This window comes from Candidatus Electrothrix sp., assembly GCF_052785085.1.
Genome location: NZ_JALAAI010000094.1, coordinates 1 through 15430, shown reverse-complemented (window position 1 = coordinate 15430; position 15430 = coordinate 1). Strand labels below are relative to the sequence as shown.

Below are 15430 nucleotides of genomic sequence, written 5' to 3'. Positions count from 1 at the left end.
CGCACTCTCTGGCACTACATTAAGAATCCGAAAATCTGTGATGAGTAATTACAGATATTTGAAAGAGGAGCAAGGCCCCAAAAAGGACTTTTTTTCGTGTTTTGAGCACAAATCCTACGAACTTGGGTTATCTGAACGCTATTAAACTTTGGGAGGAGACACGCAATTCCGCCCAAATGGATGACATCAGGGCGATGATGGCAGATAAGGCGGCTGCGGCATATCAACGAGCCGTTGCAATGCTTATGCAGTTCCAGGAATCGCATCAAGCCTTTGACATGGCGGAACGTGCCCGTGCCCGCTCGCTTCTTGATCAGACAGGCAGTTTTGAGATGGCAGACGCACCAGAGCTTATGGAAAAGGAACAGGAAGTGCGGAATGAAATTCATCAGCTGGAGTCACAGTTACGTGATATTGAACAATCCGCTCAAACTAAGAGACGTCGCTTAAAAAAGCTTGATAAAGAATATGAACTGACTAATCAAGAAACGATAACTACACCTGTATTAGCGAAGAAAAAACAATTATTACTTGCTGAAATAAAAAAGTTAAAAGCCGAGTTGGCAACAGAGTATTCTGCGTCCCGGTTAAGCAAACAACTCAAGGATGCCTACTTTAACTACCTGTCTGTTCTGACACGAATCAAATTATCTAAGTCAGCCAAGTCCAAGCTGAATAAGCAAGATTCACCATCAACGTCAAATCATGTCGCCTCATGGAGTGATGTGCAGCAGATGTTGGCACCTGACACAACGTTGCTAGAATACTATATCTCCCCTGAACAAACTTTTGCCTTTGTTCTCACACATGATACGTTTCATGCAGTGTCAATCCCTATAATAGAATCTGATATAGAAAAGAGAATCAGCAAGCTCCCAGAGGCAAGACAACATGGAGGAAATATCTACTTCCAGCAACTGTATCAGCTCCTCTTTCAACCAGTTCGTCAATATATTTCGACAAGTAAGTTATATATCGTTCCTCATGGAATCTTGCACTATCTGCCGTTTTCTGCTCTTCATGACGGAAAGCAATACTTGGTTGAGCAATACACGATGGCTAATCTGCCAAGTGCAAGCCTACTGTCTATTATTCACAAAAAGACACAACCTTCGGAAGGAAGTAAAGATACAATGGTAGCATTTTGCAAGTCAGAAGCAGAAGGAATTGGAACTGCTGAAGTTTGTCCGCAGGCGAAAAAGGTCGCTGAATTATTTGAGGCAAAGATATTTCAAGAGGATGCCGCTACGGAAACAGTTTTCAAGCAGCAAGCTGCGTCTGCTGACTATATTCATATTGCTGCACATGGAGAGTTTAAGTTAGACACGCCTTTGCTTTCCCGTATGTATCTGTCTGCAGATGACAAGAATGACGGTTTTTTAGAGGCTTCAGAAATATTTAACCTTCATCTTGCCAAGAATGTTCAATTGGTTACGCTCTCTGGCTGTGAAACAAATATGACAGGCCGCAAGGAGTCAGAAAAAATAGACAGCAATACGGTAAGTGCCGGGGATGAAATCGTCAGTCTGAATCGTGCGTTTATTTCTGCCGGAGCACCCTCTATTTTGTCAACGCTTTGGCAAGTCCCAGATGAATCAACAGAAAAGTTGATGCTGAAATTTTACAGATACCTCACACAAGGGTACAGCAAAGGTGCTGCCTTACGCTGTGCTCAAGAAGCTATGCTGCAACGTGTCAGTCCTGCCAAATGGGCTGGTTTTGTGTTAACGGGGGATATTGGAAACGGCAAAGAAGGTGGTGCTTCATGTCCAGACGCAACAGTAGGAATAGACTGAACAGCAGGGAGTCATCTACACATATCCAGACGGTAGAAGAATACAGCCGCAAACTCGAACTACTGGAAGACGGTTCTGAAGGCTTACTTGCCGTGCTGCTGCTGCGCGATCAGCTACAGAATGCCATATCATCAGAGGGATCATACCCTGACGACGAGCTGCAACGACTTGTAAGATTAGATAAACAACTAAAAAGCATCGTTCTGAAAACAGAAAGTATAAAGAATTTGTCTGAGTACCGCAGGACGTTCTTTCCTGCTGAGGAGTATTGGTGGTGGTACATTGATCAGGAGGCTTCCGCGCAAGAGGAAAAGAAAGACCTGCTATGGAACGTTGGCACAGTGCTTCTGGTTACAGCGAGTTCCGCGTTCACTATGGAGATCATCAAACGGCTCTGGGTCGGCACGCCAGATACAATTTCTTTCTTTGGCTCGGCAGTGAGTTTAGCTCTAACCAGTAGTGCATTTACCAAACAAGGACGTGAGATAGGAGAAAAACTTTTAGAAAAGATTCCTCAACTGCAACGAACAGCTCATGCTGAAGCAAAGTTTGCCACCTCTGTTATCGCCGCCTTCCTTGTCTTTGCAATATGGCTCTATGGAGTGCCGAAATTAGCCGTATATTATAATAATAATGCGATGAAATTGAAAAATAATCACATGCCAACTCAGGCTCAATATTATTTTCAACGTGCAGCGGCGTTAGCTCCTGAAAAGGCTCCGCCATGTTATGAACTTGGCAGATTATATGAGCATGCTGGACAGATTGACAAGGCAACAGTTTGGTACGAAAAAGCATTGGAACGTGACTTAAATTTTCTTGGTTCATACAATGCTTGCGGAAGGATGTATATCCTTAAAAAGAAATACGATTCTGCTATCTTGATTTTAAGGGCAGGTTTGCGAATAGCAAAAAAATCTTCCAAGGATAGTATGGAATCGGACATTATTATGCTTTACCGATACAGATTGCTACAGAATTTAGGATGGACGTATTATGCCCACGAGCAGTATAAACTTGCTCAAGAAGTATTAGAGCAAGCTGTTGCATTAGAAAAAGATGTGACACATCCGGTCAGCATAGACGCTCCGGTGCATTATTTTTTGGCCTCGGCCTTGGATAAGTTGGGGAACAAAAAAATGGCATGTGAGCATTGGGAGATAGCCTTACGCTATCCTGCTGATTCAGGATTTCTCTACCAAGAAGGATGGCAAAAGATGATCAAGGAACGAAACCAAAACTGTGATCAAGGAGGATGGCAATGAAAAGGTTTTGTCTGACAAGTATAGCATGTTTTTTTATGATTTTTTCAGTCTGTTCGCCATATCCTGTAACTGCTGAGGAAAACAAAAATAATGCAGCACTTCATTTCCTTATTGAAGGAGAAGGCACTTCGCTTAGCCGTAGTCATGATGCAGGATACATCCCTGTTTTTGTCGGTACGCAAGTTCAGCGTGGTGATCTGATTCGGCCTGAACAGGGAAGAACAGTAAAAATTTTATGCAGTGATTTGTCATTGCATGAGATAAGCAAAAAATCTCCCCTCCCTTGCTCTGACGAAAACAGCCTTCTTTTTGTTGACGGTTTTCATATAGAAAAACCTATGGGATCAGGTTCAATAATTCCGTATATTCTGCATCCTCGTAGAACTGCTATTCTTGATCAGAACCCGCTGTTGCGCTGGTACGACACTGGAGCAAGCAGCTATACAGTAAAAATTATGGATGAAGCGATTAACCTGATCTGGCAGGATCGTGATGTAAAACAAAATGAGAGCAAATACCCAGGCCATCCTGAACTCAAGCCGGGAAAAGAATATTTGCTTTTGGTAACTGACAATGATACTGGCAGCTATTCTGGTAATGATCCGATGGACAAGTTGGGATTTCATTTGTTAGATGATCAAACTCGAAAAAAGGCAGAGAGCTATGTTGGCAAAATAAACCTGTTGAATTTACCTGATGAATCAAAGAGCTTTGCGATAGCTATGTATTACACTACGCAAGGAGTCTATGGAGAGGCGTTATCCTTATTAAATGGCATCAATTCCAATATGCTTACTCCTGCTATGGAACTCTGGCGTGGGCATATCTACGGAGAGATGAGTCTATATAAGGAAGCAGAGACTGCATATAACAAATCTCTCAATCTCGCTAAGACTAAGGGGGATATATATACTCAAGCACAAGCTGCTGATGGACTTTGGTGCGTTACCAGAAAACAAGAATTTCAAAATGCCTCAATGGAACTTTACAAAAAGTCAGGAGAATATCAGTTCAAGTCTTTATGTGAGAGATGAACGATAACGTAATAGAAGGGAAAGGAAAATAGTCTCTCTGCCCTGCCAAGTGGTTGATGCGGAATTCCTCGGCTACGAAACCCTGATCCGTTTTCAACTCATTACTCCGTTCACAACAGCATTAGATACCGCTGGCCAGACCTTTTTTACCGCCCGGATTTTTCAGCAGCTGCACTGCGCGGTCGATGAAAAAATTACCCTGGATGTCGATCCGGGTGGAGCCTGCTTTTTTGATCAAAGCGGGGCGGCGGTGTGAAATAAAGGCTTAATATGAACCGTTGGATTTTCCGTCTGCCTGAGCCGCTTCCCTGGTGGATACATTGGTAGATGTACTGGACTGCCTTGAGAGAAATTGGTGCGTAAGGTCTCATAATCTGATACAATCCACCTTTAAAATTAATGGGTATATCAACAATCCGCTGGAGTAACGGCGATAAGGAGAACAATAATGGCAGAAATAAAATCCACAATGGAATTGGTCATGGAACGTGCTGCCCGCATGGGCAGGGCAAGTAACGAAGAAGTACAGCAGGAAGAAATACAGCGATCCGGGATGAAGCTGGCAGCTGATTTTTTGGACGGAAAGATTGATAGCCTCATGACCACCTTGGCAGAACAACCTGAGGCTCAACAGATGAGCATTCGCAGTGGCATGGTGGAAACCCTGCTCCGTAATATCTTCCTCCACCGCGATGAACCGGGCAAAGAGCGGACTGACAAGGCTACCCAGGGAATCCGGGAAATCAGCGGTAATGCTGGCGAGGTGGGCAGGATCTGTGCTGAAATGCAGAACATCTTGGGTCAGTATAATCAGCACCGGGAGCAGCTCCACCAGCAATTGGAAGAGCAGATCCGTATGCAATATGAGCAGATGCTGGCCCAACAGGCTCAACAAGGCGGTGGTGTAAACCTGGAGCAGGCATTGGAAGCCAAGATCAATGAAGAGCTTGGCAAGATGGAGGCCGAGTTGACAGACCAGTATAATCAGGCCCTGGAGCAGTATAAGGGAGCTATCCGAGAACGGTTGCGCTAGGGAGGAGGAAGAGAGGGACTATCTCTTCCCTTCTTCTTTAGCCAGAAAGACTTTCCGTAATTTATAGAAGTAATCAAGCCCTGACCACAGTGTCAGCACCAAAGCAACATAGACCACGGCAAGACCGATATGATGGAGATACGGGATAGGAAGGAGGCCCAGTGGAAAGATCAAGGTGCCAAGACCAATATACTGTAAAATGGATTTGATCTTTCCCAGCCCACTGGCAGCAACCACAATCCCGGAGGACGAGGCCATACCCCGCAATCCAGTGACCAGCAACTCCCGGGAGAGAATCACTAAAGCAATCCAGGCTGGAAGGCGTCCCAATGGGATAAGCATGATCAGTGCTGTGGCGACGAGCAACTTATCTGCCAAAGGATCCATGAGCTTACCAAGAGTCGTCACCGCTTCAAAACGACGGGCAACATAGCCGTCAACCCAGTCAGTGGCCGCAGCAATGGTAAAGAGCAGGCAGCAAAGAAAGGCTATGCCAGTGCTCTGCTCGAACATAAGCAGAATTGCCAGCAGAGCAGTGAGGACGAGACGAAAGGCTGTTATCAGATTGGGCAGGTTTTGCATGAAAAAATAGTAGTGAGCTTCAGGGAGAATACCCTACGTTGCTTGTAGCGTTCGTTGTGAGCAAATGAGGAGCTTGTTGGCAGTATAAAAACCGAAAAACCGTGAACCAGGTCTGCTAATTCACCGTAACCATTTTGCGAACACGGATACTGGTGTTCATTGCTACTTTCGGTCGGTATGCAGTGCTTTGCCTGTTGCCCCCTTTTTTATAGGCCTTGTAGTAGCGAAGCACCTTTCTCACATAGGAGATCGTCTCCGGGATACGTGGGATCTTGTTTTTAACCCGTGCGGGCCCAGCATTATAGGCTGCCAGACTGAGCCGGAGATCACCATTAAATCTTTTTAACAACCATTTTATGTACTTGGTGCCTCCATAGATATTTTGTCGGGGATTAAAGGGATCTTTGACCTGAAGATCTTTTGCTGTGGCTGGCATGAGCTGCATTAAACCCTGTGCGCCCTTTGGTGAGACAGCATGGCGATTAAAGGCAGACTCTGTTTTAATCATCGCTTTGATCAGCAAGGGATCCACCTTATGGGCACGGGCAGCATACCGGATGTCCTTGTCAAACCGGCTGGTGTCAGTATGTTTCCAGTTTTTTCCACTGCGCAGTTTCAATGCCTTTCGCTGGGTGCTCCGTACCTTTGGGGCATGAAAAGCTATTCCCTCTTCTTTTGGTGTTGAAAGAGGAGAGAGCGAGACCGGTTTATAGCGATCAGTGGGCACATTGGTATAATGGGCAACACCATATCTATCAATATATCTGTATATTTCTTCTCCAGACGCCTGGCCGTGCCTGAGAAAAAGCAACAAACAGGCCACAGCAAATACGTATAGTTTTGCACAGGGGTTCATAGCAAGAAAAGTTATAAATCTTATTTCTGTCGTTTTTCCCAATCAGCAAGGAATTTTTCCATGCCGGCATCAGTGAGTGGGTGTTGAGCCATCTGAGCAATGACCTTATAGGGGATGGTCGCAATATCTGCCCCAATAAGAGCGGATTGTGATACATGCAAAGGACTGCGTACAGAAGCCACGATGACCTCGGTTGCCATATTATAATTGGTTAAGATGGTCATGATGTCGCTGATCAATTCCATGCCATCCAGCGAGATATCGTCAAGACGACCAACAAAAGGGCTGACATAGGTTGCGCCTGCTTTGGCTGCTAACAGGGCCTGGGTTGAGGAGAAAATCAGGGTTACATTGGTTTTAATGTTTTCCTCTGACAGCCGCTTGACAGCCTTCAGACCTTCTTCAGTCATTGGCACTTTAATAACGATATTCTTGTGAATTGCAGCAAGCTCACGGGCTTCAGTAACCATACCCTCAGCATCAAGGCTGATAACCTCAGCACTGATCGGGCCATCAACCAAGGCGCAGATATCGGCAAGGATTTCTGTAAAGGGCCGTTGCTCCTTGGAGACAAGTGATGGATTGGTGGTCACACCATCAACCATGCCCAACTCAAGTCCTTTTTTAATTTCATCAATATTTGCCGTATCTATAAAAAACTTCATTCTTTTCCTCCCGGAGTACCGGTAAATTGATCGCAGCAGGAATCGCTGCAAAAATAATAATTTTTCCCGTTATGACGTAAGCGAATCGCCTGATGTTGGGGAATCAGGGTGTGACAGACCGGGTCTTCCACCAGAGTATCCTGAACCGTTGCGCCTTCAGCCTGCTCTGATTCTTTTTGGCGCAGATCTTTTGCCTTTTGCGTGATTTGATCGCGAATCAGATTTTTCAAAAGTCTCCAGGCAATGTAGAGGAGAAGGACAAGAAGAAATAAACGCTGCGGACTCATGCTTTTCCTCCTGAATTTAATCGCATCCCTCTCACCTCTCTCTTTCGAGGTGGGGGAGCAAAATATAAACGCTGGTCGGGCGATTCTAAGAAATCAACCAGACTTTCATATAAGCTTTCGTTCCTCGCCTTGGGGAGGAACTACCCAGTACTTTTATATAAGCTTTCGTTCCTCCCATTGGGGGGGAACTACCCAGTACTTTCATATAAGCTTTCGTTCCTCTCCTTGGGGAGGAACTACCCAGTACTTTTATATAAGCTTTCGTTCCTCCCCTTGTGGGGGAACTACCCAGTACTTTTATATAAGCTTTCGTTCCTCCCCTTGTGGGGGAACTACCCAGTACTTTTATATAAGCTTTCGTTCCTCCCCTTGGGGAGGAACTATCCACAGTACTTTCATATAAAATACATACAACTATTATAATCGTGTGAACTCAAAAGTCGAATCTATTTTTCAGGACCAATCTGCCCGTCCATATTGAAGAGGTTTTAACACCATTCAGGATCAGTTTATGAATAGTTATTGAACTGATTTTGCGGAAGAAGGGAAGATATGCAATGCTGCTGTTTTTTGGTTGTCAGCATAGGAGAGCACCCCGGCAACAATATGATCTGCAAGAGTTTGGAGGTATTTTTCACTCTTCATCAGCTGCGCATCTTCTGGATTAGTGATAAACGAAAGTTCAGCCAAAATTGCAGGCATTGCTGCACCGATGAGGACATAGAAGGGAGCCTGTTTTACACCAAGGTCTTTGACATAAAAATTTTCTTTTTTCAGGCCGTTGACCATATTACGTTGCACAAATTCAGCCAGTTGAGAAGACTCATTGATCTTCTCGTTTTGCATGAGTTCAGAAAGAATATCCTGCATTTCACTCATATTATGGGTGGAGGTGGCATTTTCCAGAGCCGCAACCCGCATTGCCTCTGAGTGGGTTGCCAGGTTCAAATAAAATGTCTCCACTCCCCGTATTGTTGTCACGGGATGGGCATTTACATGGATTGAGAGAAAGAGATCAGCCTCTTTGGTATTTGCAATGGCTGTTCGTTCTTCCAGGGAAAGAGACACATCGCCATCTCTGGTCAAAAAGACCTTATATCCGTTTTTATCTTCCAGGGTTTTCTTTATTTTTTTTGCAACATTCAGGACAATATCTTTTTCTTTTAAGCCAAAGCCGACAGCTCCGGGATCTTTTCCGCCGTGGCCTGGGTCGATAACGATCCGGTGGACCCCAAGCCCCAGTTGTTGGGCCAGGGTGAAGTCTTTTGGCACAGAAGTTTTTTCAGATTGTTTCGTTCTTGCCAACTGAGGCACACGCTTTCTCTTCCGGGGTATCAGGGTTTTTATTGCTGTTTTCCCCGCTGAATCATACGTGGTATCAAATGTAACCGGTAGAGTTTCATTTGATGGAGCTTCAGTTTCTTCTTTTTTCTTTGTTTCCTGGACAGCAAGTACCGGTGGGGGCTGTGGGCGCACAGGAGGTTTAACGTCTGCGATAATCTGAGGAGCAACTTTTCTTTTTGGGATTCTTAATGCCCTGCCCCTGTCTCCCCGCACATCAATAACCACCCGAAACGGATCTTTGAGGTTGAAAGCTTTATAATCGCCAATGGACTCCATATCCAGAGATACACGCACTGTTGTTTTATCAAGCTGACTGGTCTGGATATGTTGCAGGAGTCCATCTTTGATCGCAACAGGAGAGCGGTATTGAATGGGAATATAGCTTTTTTTAAAATCAACAAGAAGGCGCCGGGGCACTCCGTTCTGCTGATCAATAAGATTGACATTATATTTCACTGGTTCTGAGGATTTAATAACCACTCGGGTGTAGTTATCAGAAGACCAGTATTGCACAGGCAGAACATCCACAGTGCCAGGAACTTTTTTGAGGTATTTTTTGAGATATTGTTTGCTGGAATCAATCTCTTCCCTCTGTTTGTTTTTTTTCTTGATGCCCTCTACTTTTTTTAAGGCAGACAAGACGATCTTGCTCCGGGGAGGAGCTTTATTCTCTTGTACGTTTTTTTGTATTGGAACAGCAGGCTTTTTCACCTGAACAGGGGGAGCTGTTTTCTGTGTGACTGGGGGGGAGATTTTTTTTTCTGGCGTTCTTGGTTCTCCTTGCTGTTTTTGATATTTTTCAGGATTTTTTTCCAGAATTGCTATCAACTCTGCCAATTGTTGCTTGACCAGTATTTTTTTATTACTCTTGGGGTAATAACGCATCAGCTGGTCATAGTACTGAACAGCCTGTTTGAAATTCCCTTTTTCTTCCTGTTCAATTTGAGCCAGGGCATACAGCGCATTATCAGCCTTCTTGCTCTTTGGAAAAAAGCTCACAACATCTTTATAAAAAGAGACACCCTTATCAAGATCAGCAGTATTGCCAAAGCGTTCGTACATTGTTCGATACATACGTGCTATGGTATATAAACATGAGGAAGCTCGTTTGCCTTTTGGTTCTATCCGATAAATACGCTGTAATTCGTGAACACCAGTCAGCCATTTTTCCCGTTTGCCAGCAAGAGAAGGGTTATCTCGCAAGGTATAATAATAATTATTGGCCCGTTTGTATTGCCACTCTACCGTGTTTTTGTAAGAAGAAGAGGGGGGGGGTGCTGCCGTTGTGATACCGGAAAACCCTATTATCAAAAATAGGATCAGTAACCGAAAAAAGGTAGTTCGCAAGTGCTGAAAAGTATAGGGAACGACAAAGAACATACTGACAAAAAGAAACAGAGCGTTTAATGGTCGTGGAAACTGGATAAAATAAGGTCAGGTTCTCTTCTGTCTTATCACGGAAATGCTTTTTATTGTCGCTCAAGTTCGACGATAACAGACTTTTTGAATTATACCCTATTACTTGGAATTGGCAAATAGATTGTGCCCTCCTTTGTCACTGTTTAAGCTGGATTGACCATGTGCGTTTTTGAAAAAACTGATATATACTGGTTCCTGTCTCACTCTACGAGTGATTATTTTTTTACAGACGTTATCCAAGATGAGCTCCAGAGGCCTCAATATGACCAAATTCATCTATCATGATCCCTTTCCCTTGGGCAAGGATCAGACCTCGTACAGACTCCTAGAGGGATCAGAACACTATGTGAGCATGGACAGCTTTGCCAATACAGAGATGCTCAGGGTAGCTCCAGAGGCCCTTGCAGTTCTGGCCCGGACAGCCCTCCATAATGTATCCTTTTTTCTCCGGCCTGAGCATAATCAACAGGTCGCGAGCATTCTGGACGATCCTGAGTCCTCGGATAATGATCAGGCTGTGGCCCTGGCCATGCTCCGCAATGCTGAAATAGCAGCTCAAGGCGTATTGCCTATTTGTCAGGATACCGGCACCGCCATTATTATGGCGAAAAAGGGGCAGCAGGTCTGGACTGGCTGTGATGATGCTGAACAGCTTACAGCTGGTGTTTTTTCCGCCTATACTGAGGAAAACCTCCGCTATTCCCAAAACTCGGCCTTGAATATGTATGAAGAGGTGAATACCAGAAATAATTTGCCTGCTCAGATTGATATCTATGCTGTGCCCGGTGATATGTACCGCTTTCTCTTTCTTGCCAAGGGTGGTGGCAGTGCCAATAAGAGCTATCTCTACCAGGAAACCAGAGCAACCCTGAGCCCTGGTGTGTTGAAAAAATTTTTACTGGAAAAGATGCAAACCCTGGGAACCGCAGCTTGCCCACCTTATCATATTTCCATTGTTATTGGTGGAACGAGTGCTGAGGCCAACCTCAAGATAGTGAAGATGGCCAGTACCAAATACCTTGATGCCCTGCCTGAACAAGGTAATGCCTACGGCCAGGCCTACCGGGATACTGCTCTGGAGCAGGAATTATTACAGGAATCGCGGAAGATTGGCATTGGTGCCCAGTTTGGCGGCAAATATTTTGCCCATGATGTGCGGGTGATCCGCCTGCCCCGCCACGGAGCCTCCTGTCCTATTGGCCTGGGTGTTTCCTGTTCCGCAGACCGCAATCTCAAGGCAAAGATTGATCGCCAGGGAATATGGGTGGAAGAGCTGGATTATAATCCAGGCCGTTTGATCCCTGCTGCCTTGCGAGAGAGGAAAGACGAGCAGGCTGTGCGTATCGATCTGAATCGGCCAATGGCAGACATTCTTAACCAGCTTGATCAACTGCCTGTGGCAGCACGGCTCCTCCTCAGCGGCCCTATCATTGTAGGACGGGACATTGCCCATGCCAAGTGGAAAGAGCTGCTGGACAGCGGGCAACCGCTTCCTGAGTATCTCCAACAGCATCCGGTCTATTATGCTGGTCCGGCTAAAACCCCGCCAGGGATGGCCTCGGGTTCCTTTGGTCCCACCACCGCCGGGCGTATGGATTCCTATGTGGATCTTTTGCAAAAGAATAAGGGTTCCATGATTATGATTGCCAAGGGCAATCGTTCCCAACAGGTTACTGAGGCCTGCCAGAACAATGGTGGTTTTTATCTGGGTTCCATCGGTGGGCCAGCAGCGTTACTTGGGCAAGAGTGCATTTTCAAGGTTGAATGCATTGATTATCCTGAGCTGGGCATGGAGGCTGTGTGGAAGATTGAGGTTAAGAATTTTCCCGCTTTTCTTTTAACAGATAATAAAGGCAATGATTTTTTTGCCAATCCAGGATGAACGAGTTGAACTGTAGGGGTAAACCTGTGTGTTTACCCTTGCCGCCATCCAGAAAACATTGGGCAGACAGATAAATCTGCCCCTTGTATTATGAAATTGCCGTTTTTGTAGGGGCGGTTCGCGAACCGCCCCTACAACATTGGGCAGACACATAGGTCTGCCCCTACGGGATTCAAAAAACAGACAGTTTATGCGTAATAAATCGAAAAAAAACAAAGACCCCATGGAGCTTCTTGCTCCGGCAGGCAGTTTTCCCGCCTTTGAGGCTGCTCTGGAAGCGGGTGCCGATGCCGTCTATGTCGGTGCTCCTGGTTTCAATGCCCGGGCACTGAGCCGTGATTTCACCTTTGCTGAGATTGGTTCCATGATTCGTCAGGCCCATAAGCAGGGGGTGAAGCTCTATATTGCCATGAACAGCCTGGTCAAGGAAGCAGAATTGCCCGCAGCCCTGGAGGCCCTGTCCTGTTTTGAATCCCTACGGCCTGATGCCCTGATTATTCAGGATCTCGGTCTGCTCTATCTGGCCCGGACCTGGTTTTCTGACTTGCCTCTGCATGCGTCCACCCTGATGTCGGTCCATAACTCTCTGGGTGCAGAAGAGTTGACTAAGCTGGGTTTTGAGCGGGTCGTGCTGGCTCGTGAGTTGACTATCGAAGAGATTGGAGCAGTTCATCAAAAAACCGGAGCGGAATTGGAGGTCTTTATTCATGGAGCCATGTGCTTCAGCTATTCCGGTCTCTGTCTTTTTTCCAGCCTCCACGGAGGTAAATCCAGTCTGCGGGGTCAATGTGTGCAGCCCTGCCGCCGCCATTATTCCTGGCAAGATCCTGGTAAACAGGGAGGAAGGGGAGTTCAATATAAAGGTGGAAATAAAGGAACCCGGAAAAAGCAGACTGGCTCCTCAGCAGGCTATCTTTTTTCTATGAACGATCTCTGCGGGATCGACATGCTCCCTGAGATGCGGGCTGCTGGCGTTCGTTGCCTGAAAATTGAAGGACGCTTAAAGAGTGCCCAATATGTAGCCAACACGGTTGCAGCCTACCGCATGGCCCTGGATTCTTTGGATGAACCTGATGGGGTTCAGGAAAAAGTCCTCCAGAAAGCCCATCAACTCCTTGATGACGCTATGGGGCGGAAGCGTTCCAGCGGCTACCTGCTCTCAGAAAAACCAGGAGAGGCAATAACCCCTTCCCAGTCCGGTAATAGCGGCAGGATGCTCGGTCGGGTCAAAGGCATCCAGGAGGAGCGTAGTCGCGAAGGCAAGAACAGGATCACCTTCCAGGTCATCCTTTCCGCTCAGGTCAGCGAAGGAGACCGCCTCCGTCTCCATGACGAACAGAGCGGCAATCGCTTCAGCTTTACCCTGCGTTCGCTACAAGTCCGGGGTAAGCGTCAGAAAACAGCCCATGCAGGCCAAAAGGCCCAACTTTCCTTTCTGGTTTCCCGGAAAGAACATGTGCAACGCCATTTTCAGGGTACCCTTTTTAAGGTGGATGTGGGCTCCCGAATTACAGCAGAAAAAAGCGGGCATAAACGAAGACAAAAACTTTCCAGCCATAAGATTGTACCAGATATGAGCAAGGTCGATGATATCCTGGCTCAATTGGCCTGGAAGCAAGGCCCGGTGAACTTCAAATCTACTGATACTCTCCAGGGAAGACAGGGCAAAAAGAAAGGAGGAGGTCGAAGGCCAGGGAGACAAGAACCGTCCTGGTGGGTTGCAGTGGCGCAACTCAATGATCTGCGCCAGCGGATGCCAGTGCGCCCTGCCCGTTTTCTGGTTCCCTTTAACCGGGAAAATATCCAGCAGCTCAAGCAATCTGCGGAAAAAATCCGTAAATACAGGTCCCGGATTATCTGGCGCCTTCCTGCTGTTCTCCACGAGGCAGATCTGGCCTGGACCCAACAGGAGGTCGAACAATTGGGGCAACAGGGCTATGCCCGTTTTTCCCTGGGCCATTGTTCGCAATATGGGCTGTTTTACCCTCTGATTGAGGGCGCAGAAAGCCAACAAAAGTATCAGCTGGAGTTATACGGAAACTATACCCTGAACCTTCTTAACTCAGCAGCCCTCCAGGCCACTGCTCATCTTGGTTATCAAGGGGCTCTTTTTTCCCTGGAAACCGAAGAGGAAAACCTTGCTGCGGCCCTTCATCATTATGGTCAGCAGAACAGCCAAAGAAGGCGACAAAAAGAAGAAAGGGATATGCCGCCTAAAATCCAGGTGGGGGCCTATGTCTATGGTCACCCTTCCCTGTTCACGGCCCGACTGGACAGCACTCATTTTCGCTATGATCAGTCGTTTGCCAGTCCCCAGGAAGAATATTTTACTTTGGAACAACAGGATGGTCTGACTACAGCCCATGCTCATCTGCCCTTTTCCCTGCTTGGTCAACAGCAGGAACTGGTACAAATGGGGATTGATTTCCTCCTGCTTGATCTCAGTAAGGGAGTTATCAGCCGGGAAGGGGTAGTAACAATCAGCAACCTGCTCAATCAGGGCCAGCGTACAGGCAAAGGCACTGGTAAAGGAAAGGGTGGCAAGCAGTCCACGCAAATCATGCGGGGCAATTTTGCTGGAACCCTGGTATAAAAAAGGGGTGAGAAGGGTATGAGAGCAGGACCCGTTGCAGTCCTTGGAGGCCAGGGCTTAGGAGATAACCTGTTAGAAATGGTCCTGTTGGAAAATGCCCAAAAAGCAGGCTTACAGGTCACCATGTTTTGCAGCCGTATGTGTGAACTAAGCAGTTGGTTCCCCCAGCACAGCATTGCGCCAACCCTGCATTCAGAAGAAAGCGAGCAAGCCCTTGCGGATTTTCAGATGATCCTTTTTCCCAAGGCCCCTTGGCCTGGAGCGAGCAAGGTTGTTGCGAAAAAATGGTTCAACTACGGACGACTGTATCGAAAAAATAGCAACCGGGTTGAAGATATGGCCCACATCAGTGCTCAGATTTTTGAACTGGCTGAACCAAGCCTGCATCCTGGTATCAGGCCCCCTGCTTCTCTGGAGCATCGGCGGCATACGAAGCGGGTCTGTATTCATCCCACCAGTGCTGAATTGAGTAAAAACTGGCTGCCCCAACGTTTTCTGGCCTTAGCAGAGCGTTTGCAGGGGAAGGGGTTTGAACCGGTCTTTATAACAGGCCCCTGACAGCCTTTCTGTAAAATGGACATAAGGCGCAATAACCCGACAGCCCTCAGGTTGGAGGCTCTCTCAGGCTCACGTTAATCAGCTTACCGTTACGTTGTATACCCAGAGCTGTTAAC

At 46.6% G+C, this 15430-nt stretch carries 13 protein-coding genes; 8 read left to right on the top strand and 5 right to left on the bottom strand.

Features of this window, described 5'->3' with window-relative positions:
- Positions 1-176 precede the first annotated feature (176 nt).
- The 5 genes from L2082_RS13960 to L2082_RS13940 all read left to right on the top strand — a co-directional run bounded on the left by L2082_RS13960 (position 177) and on the right by L2082_RS13940 (position 5128).
- The gene (locus tag L2082_RS13960; RefSeq protein ID WP_446010900.1) at positions 177-1796 is read left to right on the top strand and encodes a CHAT domain-containing protein; all 1620 of its coding nucleotides are present in this window, start codon (positions 177-179) and stop codon (positions 1794-1796) included.
- The gene (locus L2082_RS13955; RefSeq protein WP_446010899.1) at positions 1766-3061 is read left to right on the top strand and encodes a tetratricopeptide repeat protein; all 1296 of its coding nucleotides are present in this window, start codon (positions 1766-1768) and stop codon (positions 3059-3061) included. The genes L2082_RS13960 and L2082_RS13955 overlap by 31 nt, the downstream gene beginning before the upstream one ends.
- Positions 3058-4095, top strand: coding sequence for a hypothetical protein (locus L2082_RS13950; protein ID WP_446010898.1), 1038 nt, complete (start codon positions 3058-3060; stop codon positions 4093-4095). The genes L2082_RS13955 and L2082_RS13950 overlap by 4 nt, the downstream gene beginning before the upstream one ends.
- Positions 4096-4144: 49 nt before the next feature.
- Positions 4145-4351, top strand: a complete 207-nt coding sequence (locus tag L2082_RS13945) for a hypothetical protein (RefSeq protein WP_446011868.1) — start codon at positions 4145-4147, stop codon at positions 4349-4351.
- Between the two features lie 192 nt (positions 4352-4543).
- Positions 4544-5128, top strand: a complete 585-nt coding sequence (locus tag L2082_RS13940) for a DUF6657 family protein (RefSeq protein ID WP_446011867.1) — start codon at positions 4544-4546, stop codon at positions 5126-5128.
- Between the two features lie 18 nt (positions 5129-5146).
- Here L2082_RS13940 and pgsA read toward each other — a convergent pair whose 3' ends face one another.
- The 5 genes from pgsA to L2082_RS13915 form a co-directional block, all read right to left on the bottom strand.
- A complete protein-coding gene (pgsA, locus tag L2082_RS13935; RefSeq protein ID WP_446008641.1) occupies positions 5147-5710 on the bottom strand; it encodes a CDP-diacylglycerol--glycerol-3-phosphate 3-phosphatidyltransferase in 564 nt (187 codons plus the stop codon).
- 115 nt (positions 5711-5825) lie between these two features.
- On the bottom strand, positions 5826-6566 hold the full coding sequence (locus L2082_RS13930) for a transglycosylase SLT domain-containing protein (RefSeq protein ID WP_446011866.1): 741 nt from the start codon (positions 6564-6566) through the stop codon (positions 5826-5828).
- A 20-nt stretch (positions 6567-6586) separates the two neighbouring features.
- Entirely contained in the window at positions 6587-7231 is a 645-nt protein-coding gene (fsa, locus tag L2082_RS13925) for a fructose-6-phosphate aldolase (protein ID WP_446008643.1), read from the bottom strand.
- Positions 7228-7518, bottom strand: coding sequence for a YHS domain-containing protein (locus L2082_RS13920; protein ID WP_446008644.1), 291 nt, complete (start codon positions 7516-7518; stop codon positions 7228-7230). Before L2082_RS13920 ends, fsa begins: the two co-directional genes overlap by 4 nt.
- 519 nt (positions 7519-8037) lie before the next feature.
- On the bottom strand, positions 8038-9936 hold the full coding sequence (locus L2082_RS13915) for an N-acetylmuramoyl-L-alanine amidase (RefSeq protein WP_446008645.1): 1899 nt from the start codon (positions 9934-9936) through the stop codon (positions 8038-8040).
- A 607-nt stretch (positions 9937-10543) separates the two neighbouring features.
- Between L2082_RS13915 and L2082_RS13910 the strand changes: the two genes are divergently transcribed.
- The 3 genes from L2082_RS13910 to L2082_RS13900 all read left to right on the top strand — a co-directional run bounded on the left by L2082_RS13910 (position 10544) and on the right by L2082_RS13900 (position 15314).
- A complete protein-coding gene (locus L2082_RS13910; RefSeq protein ID WP_446008646.1) occupies positions 10544-12163 on the top strand; it encodes a fumarate hydratase in 1620 nt (539 codons plus the stop codon).
- 190 nt (positions 12164-12353) lie between these two features.
- The gene (locus tag L2082_RS13905) at positions 12354-14756 is read left to right on the top strand and encodes a peptidase U32 family protein (RefSeq protein WP_446008647.1); all 2403 of its coding nucleotides are present in this window, start codon (positions 12354-12356) and stop codon (positions 14754-14756) included.
- 18 nt (positions 14757-14774) lie between these two features.
- Positions 14775-15314 carry a hypothetical protein gene (locus L2082_RS13900; RefSeq protein WP_446008648.1) on the top strand — a complete coding sequence of 180 codons (540 nt, stop codon included), beginning with the start codon at positions 14775-14777 and terminating at the stop codon, positions 15312-15314.
- The last annotated feature ends 116 nt before the right edge of the window (positions 15315-15430 follow it).

Bases quoted from the DNA above. Each gene is read 5' to 3' on its own strand.
- L2082_RS13920 (WP_446008644.1), bottom strand. From the start codon at position 7,518: ATGAGTCCGCAGCGTTTATTTCTTCTTGTCCTTCTCCTCTACATTGCC.
- L2082_RS13900 (WP_446008648.1), top strand. From the start codon at position 14,775: ATGAGAGCAGGACCCGTTGCAGTCCTTGGAGGCCAGGGCTTAGGAGAT.
- pgsA (WP_446008641.1), bottom strand. From the start codon at position 5,710: ATGCAAAACCTGCCCAATCTGATAACAGCCTTTCGTCTCGTCCTCACT.
- L2082_RS13915 (WP_446008645.1), bottom strand. From the start codon at position 9,936: ATGTATCGAACAATGTACGAACGCTTTGGCAATACTGCTGATCTTGAT.
- L2082_RS13950 (WP_446010898.1), top strand. From the start codon at position 3,058: ATGAAAAGGTTTTGTCTGACAAGTATAGCATGTTTTTTTATGATTTTT.
- L2082_RS13960 (WP_446010900.1), top strand. From the start codon at position 177: ATGGATGACATCAGGGCGATGATGGCAGATAAGGCGGCTGCGGCATAT.
- L2082_RS13905 (WP_446008647.1), top strand. From the start codon at position 12,354: ATGCGTAATAAATCGAAAAAAAACAAAGACCCCATGGAGCTTCTTGCT.
- L2082_RS13930 (WP_446011866.1), bottom strand. From the start codon at position 6,566: ATGAACCCCTGTGCAAAACTATACGTATTTGCTGTGGCCTGTTTGTTG.
- fsa (WP_446008643.1), bottom strand. From the start codon at position 7,231: ATGAAGTTTTTTATAGATACGGCAAATATTGATGAAATTAAAAAAGGA.
- L2082_RS13940 (WP_446011867.1), top strand. From the start codon at position 4,544: ATGGCAGAAATAAAATCCACAATGGAATTGGTCATGGAACGTGCTGCC.
- L2082_RS13910 (WP_446008646.1), top strand. From the start codon at position 10,544: ATGACCAAATTCATCTATCATGATCCCTTTCCCTTGGGCAAGGATCAG.
- L2082_RS13955 (WP_446010899.1), top strand. From the start codon at position 1,766: ATGTCCAGACGCAACAGTAGGAATAGACTGAACAGCAGGGAGTCATCT.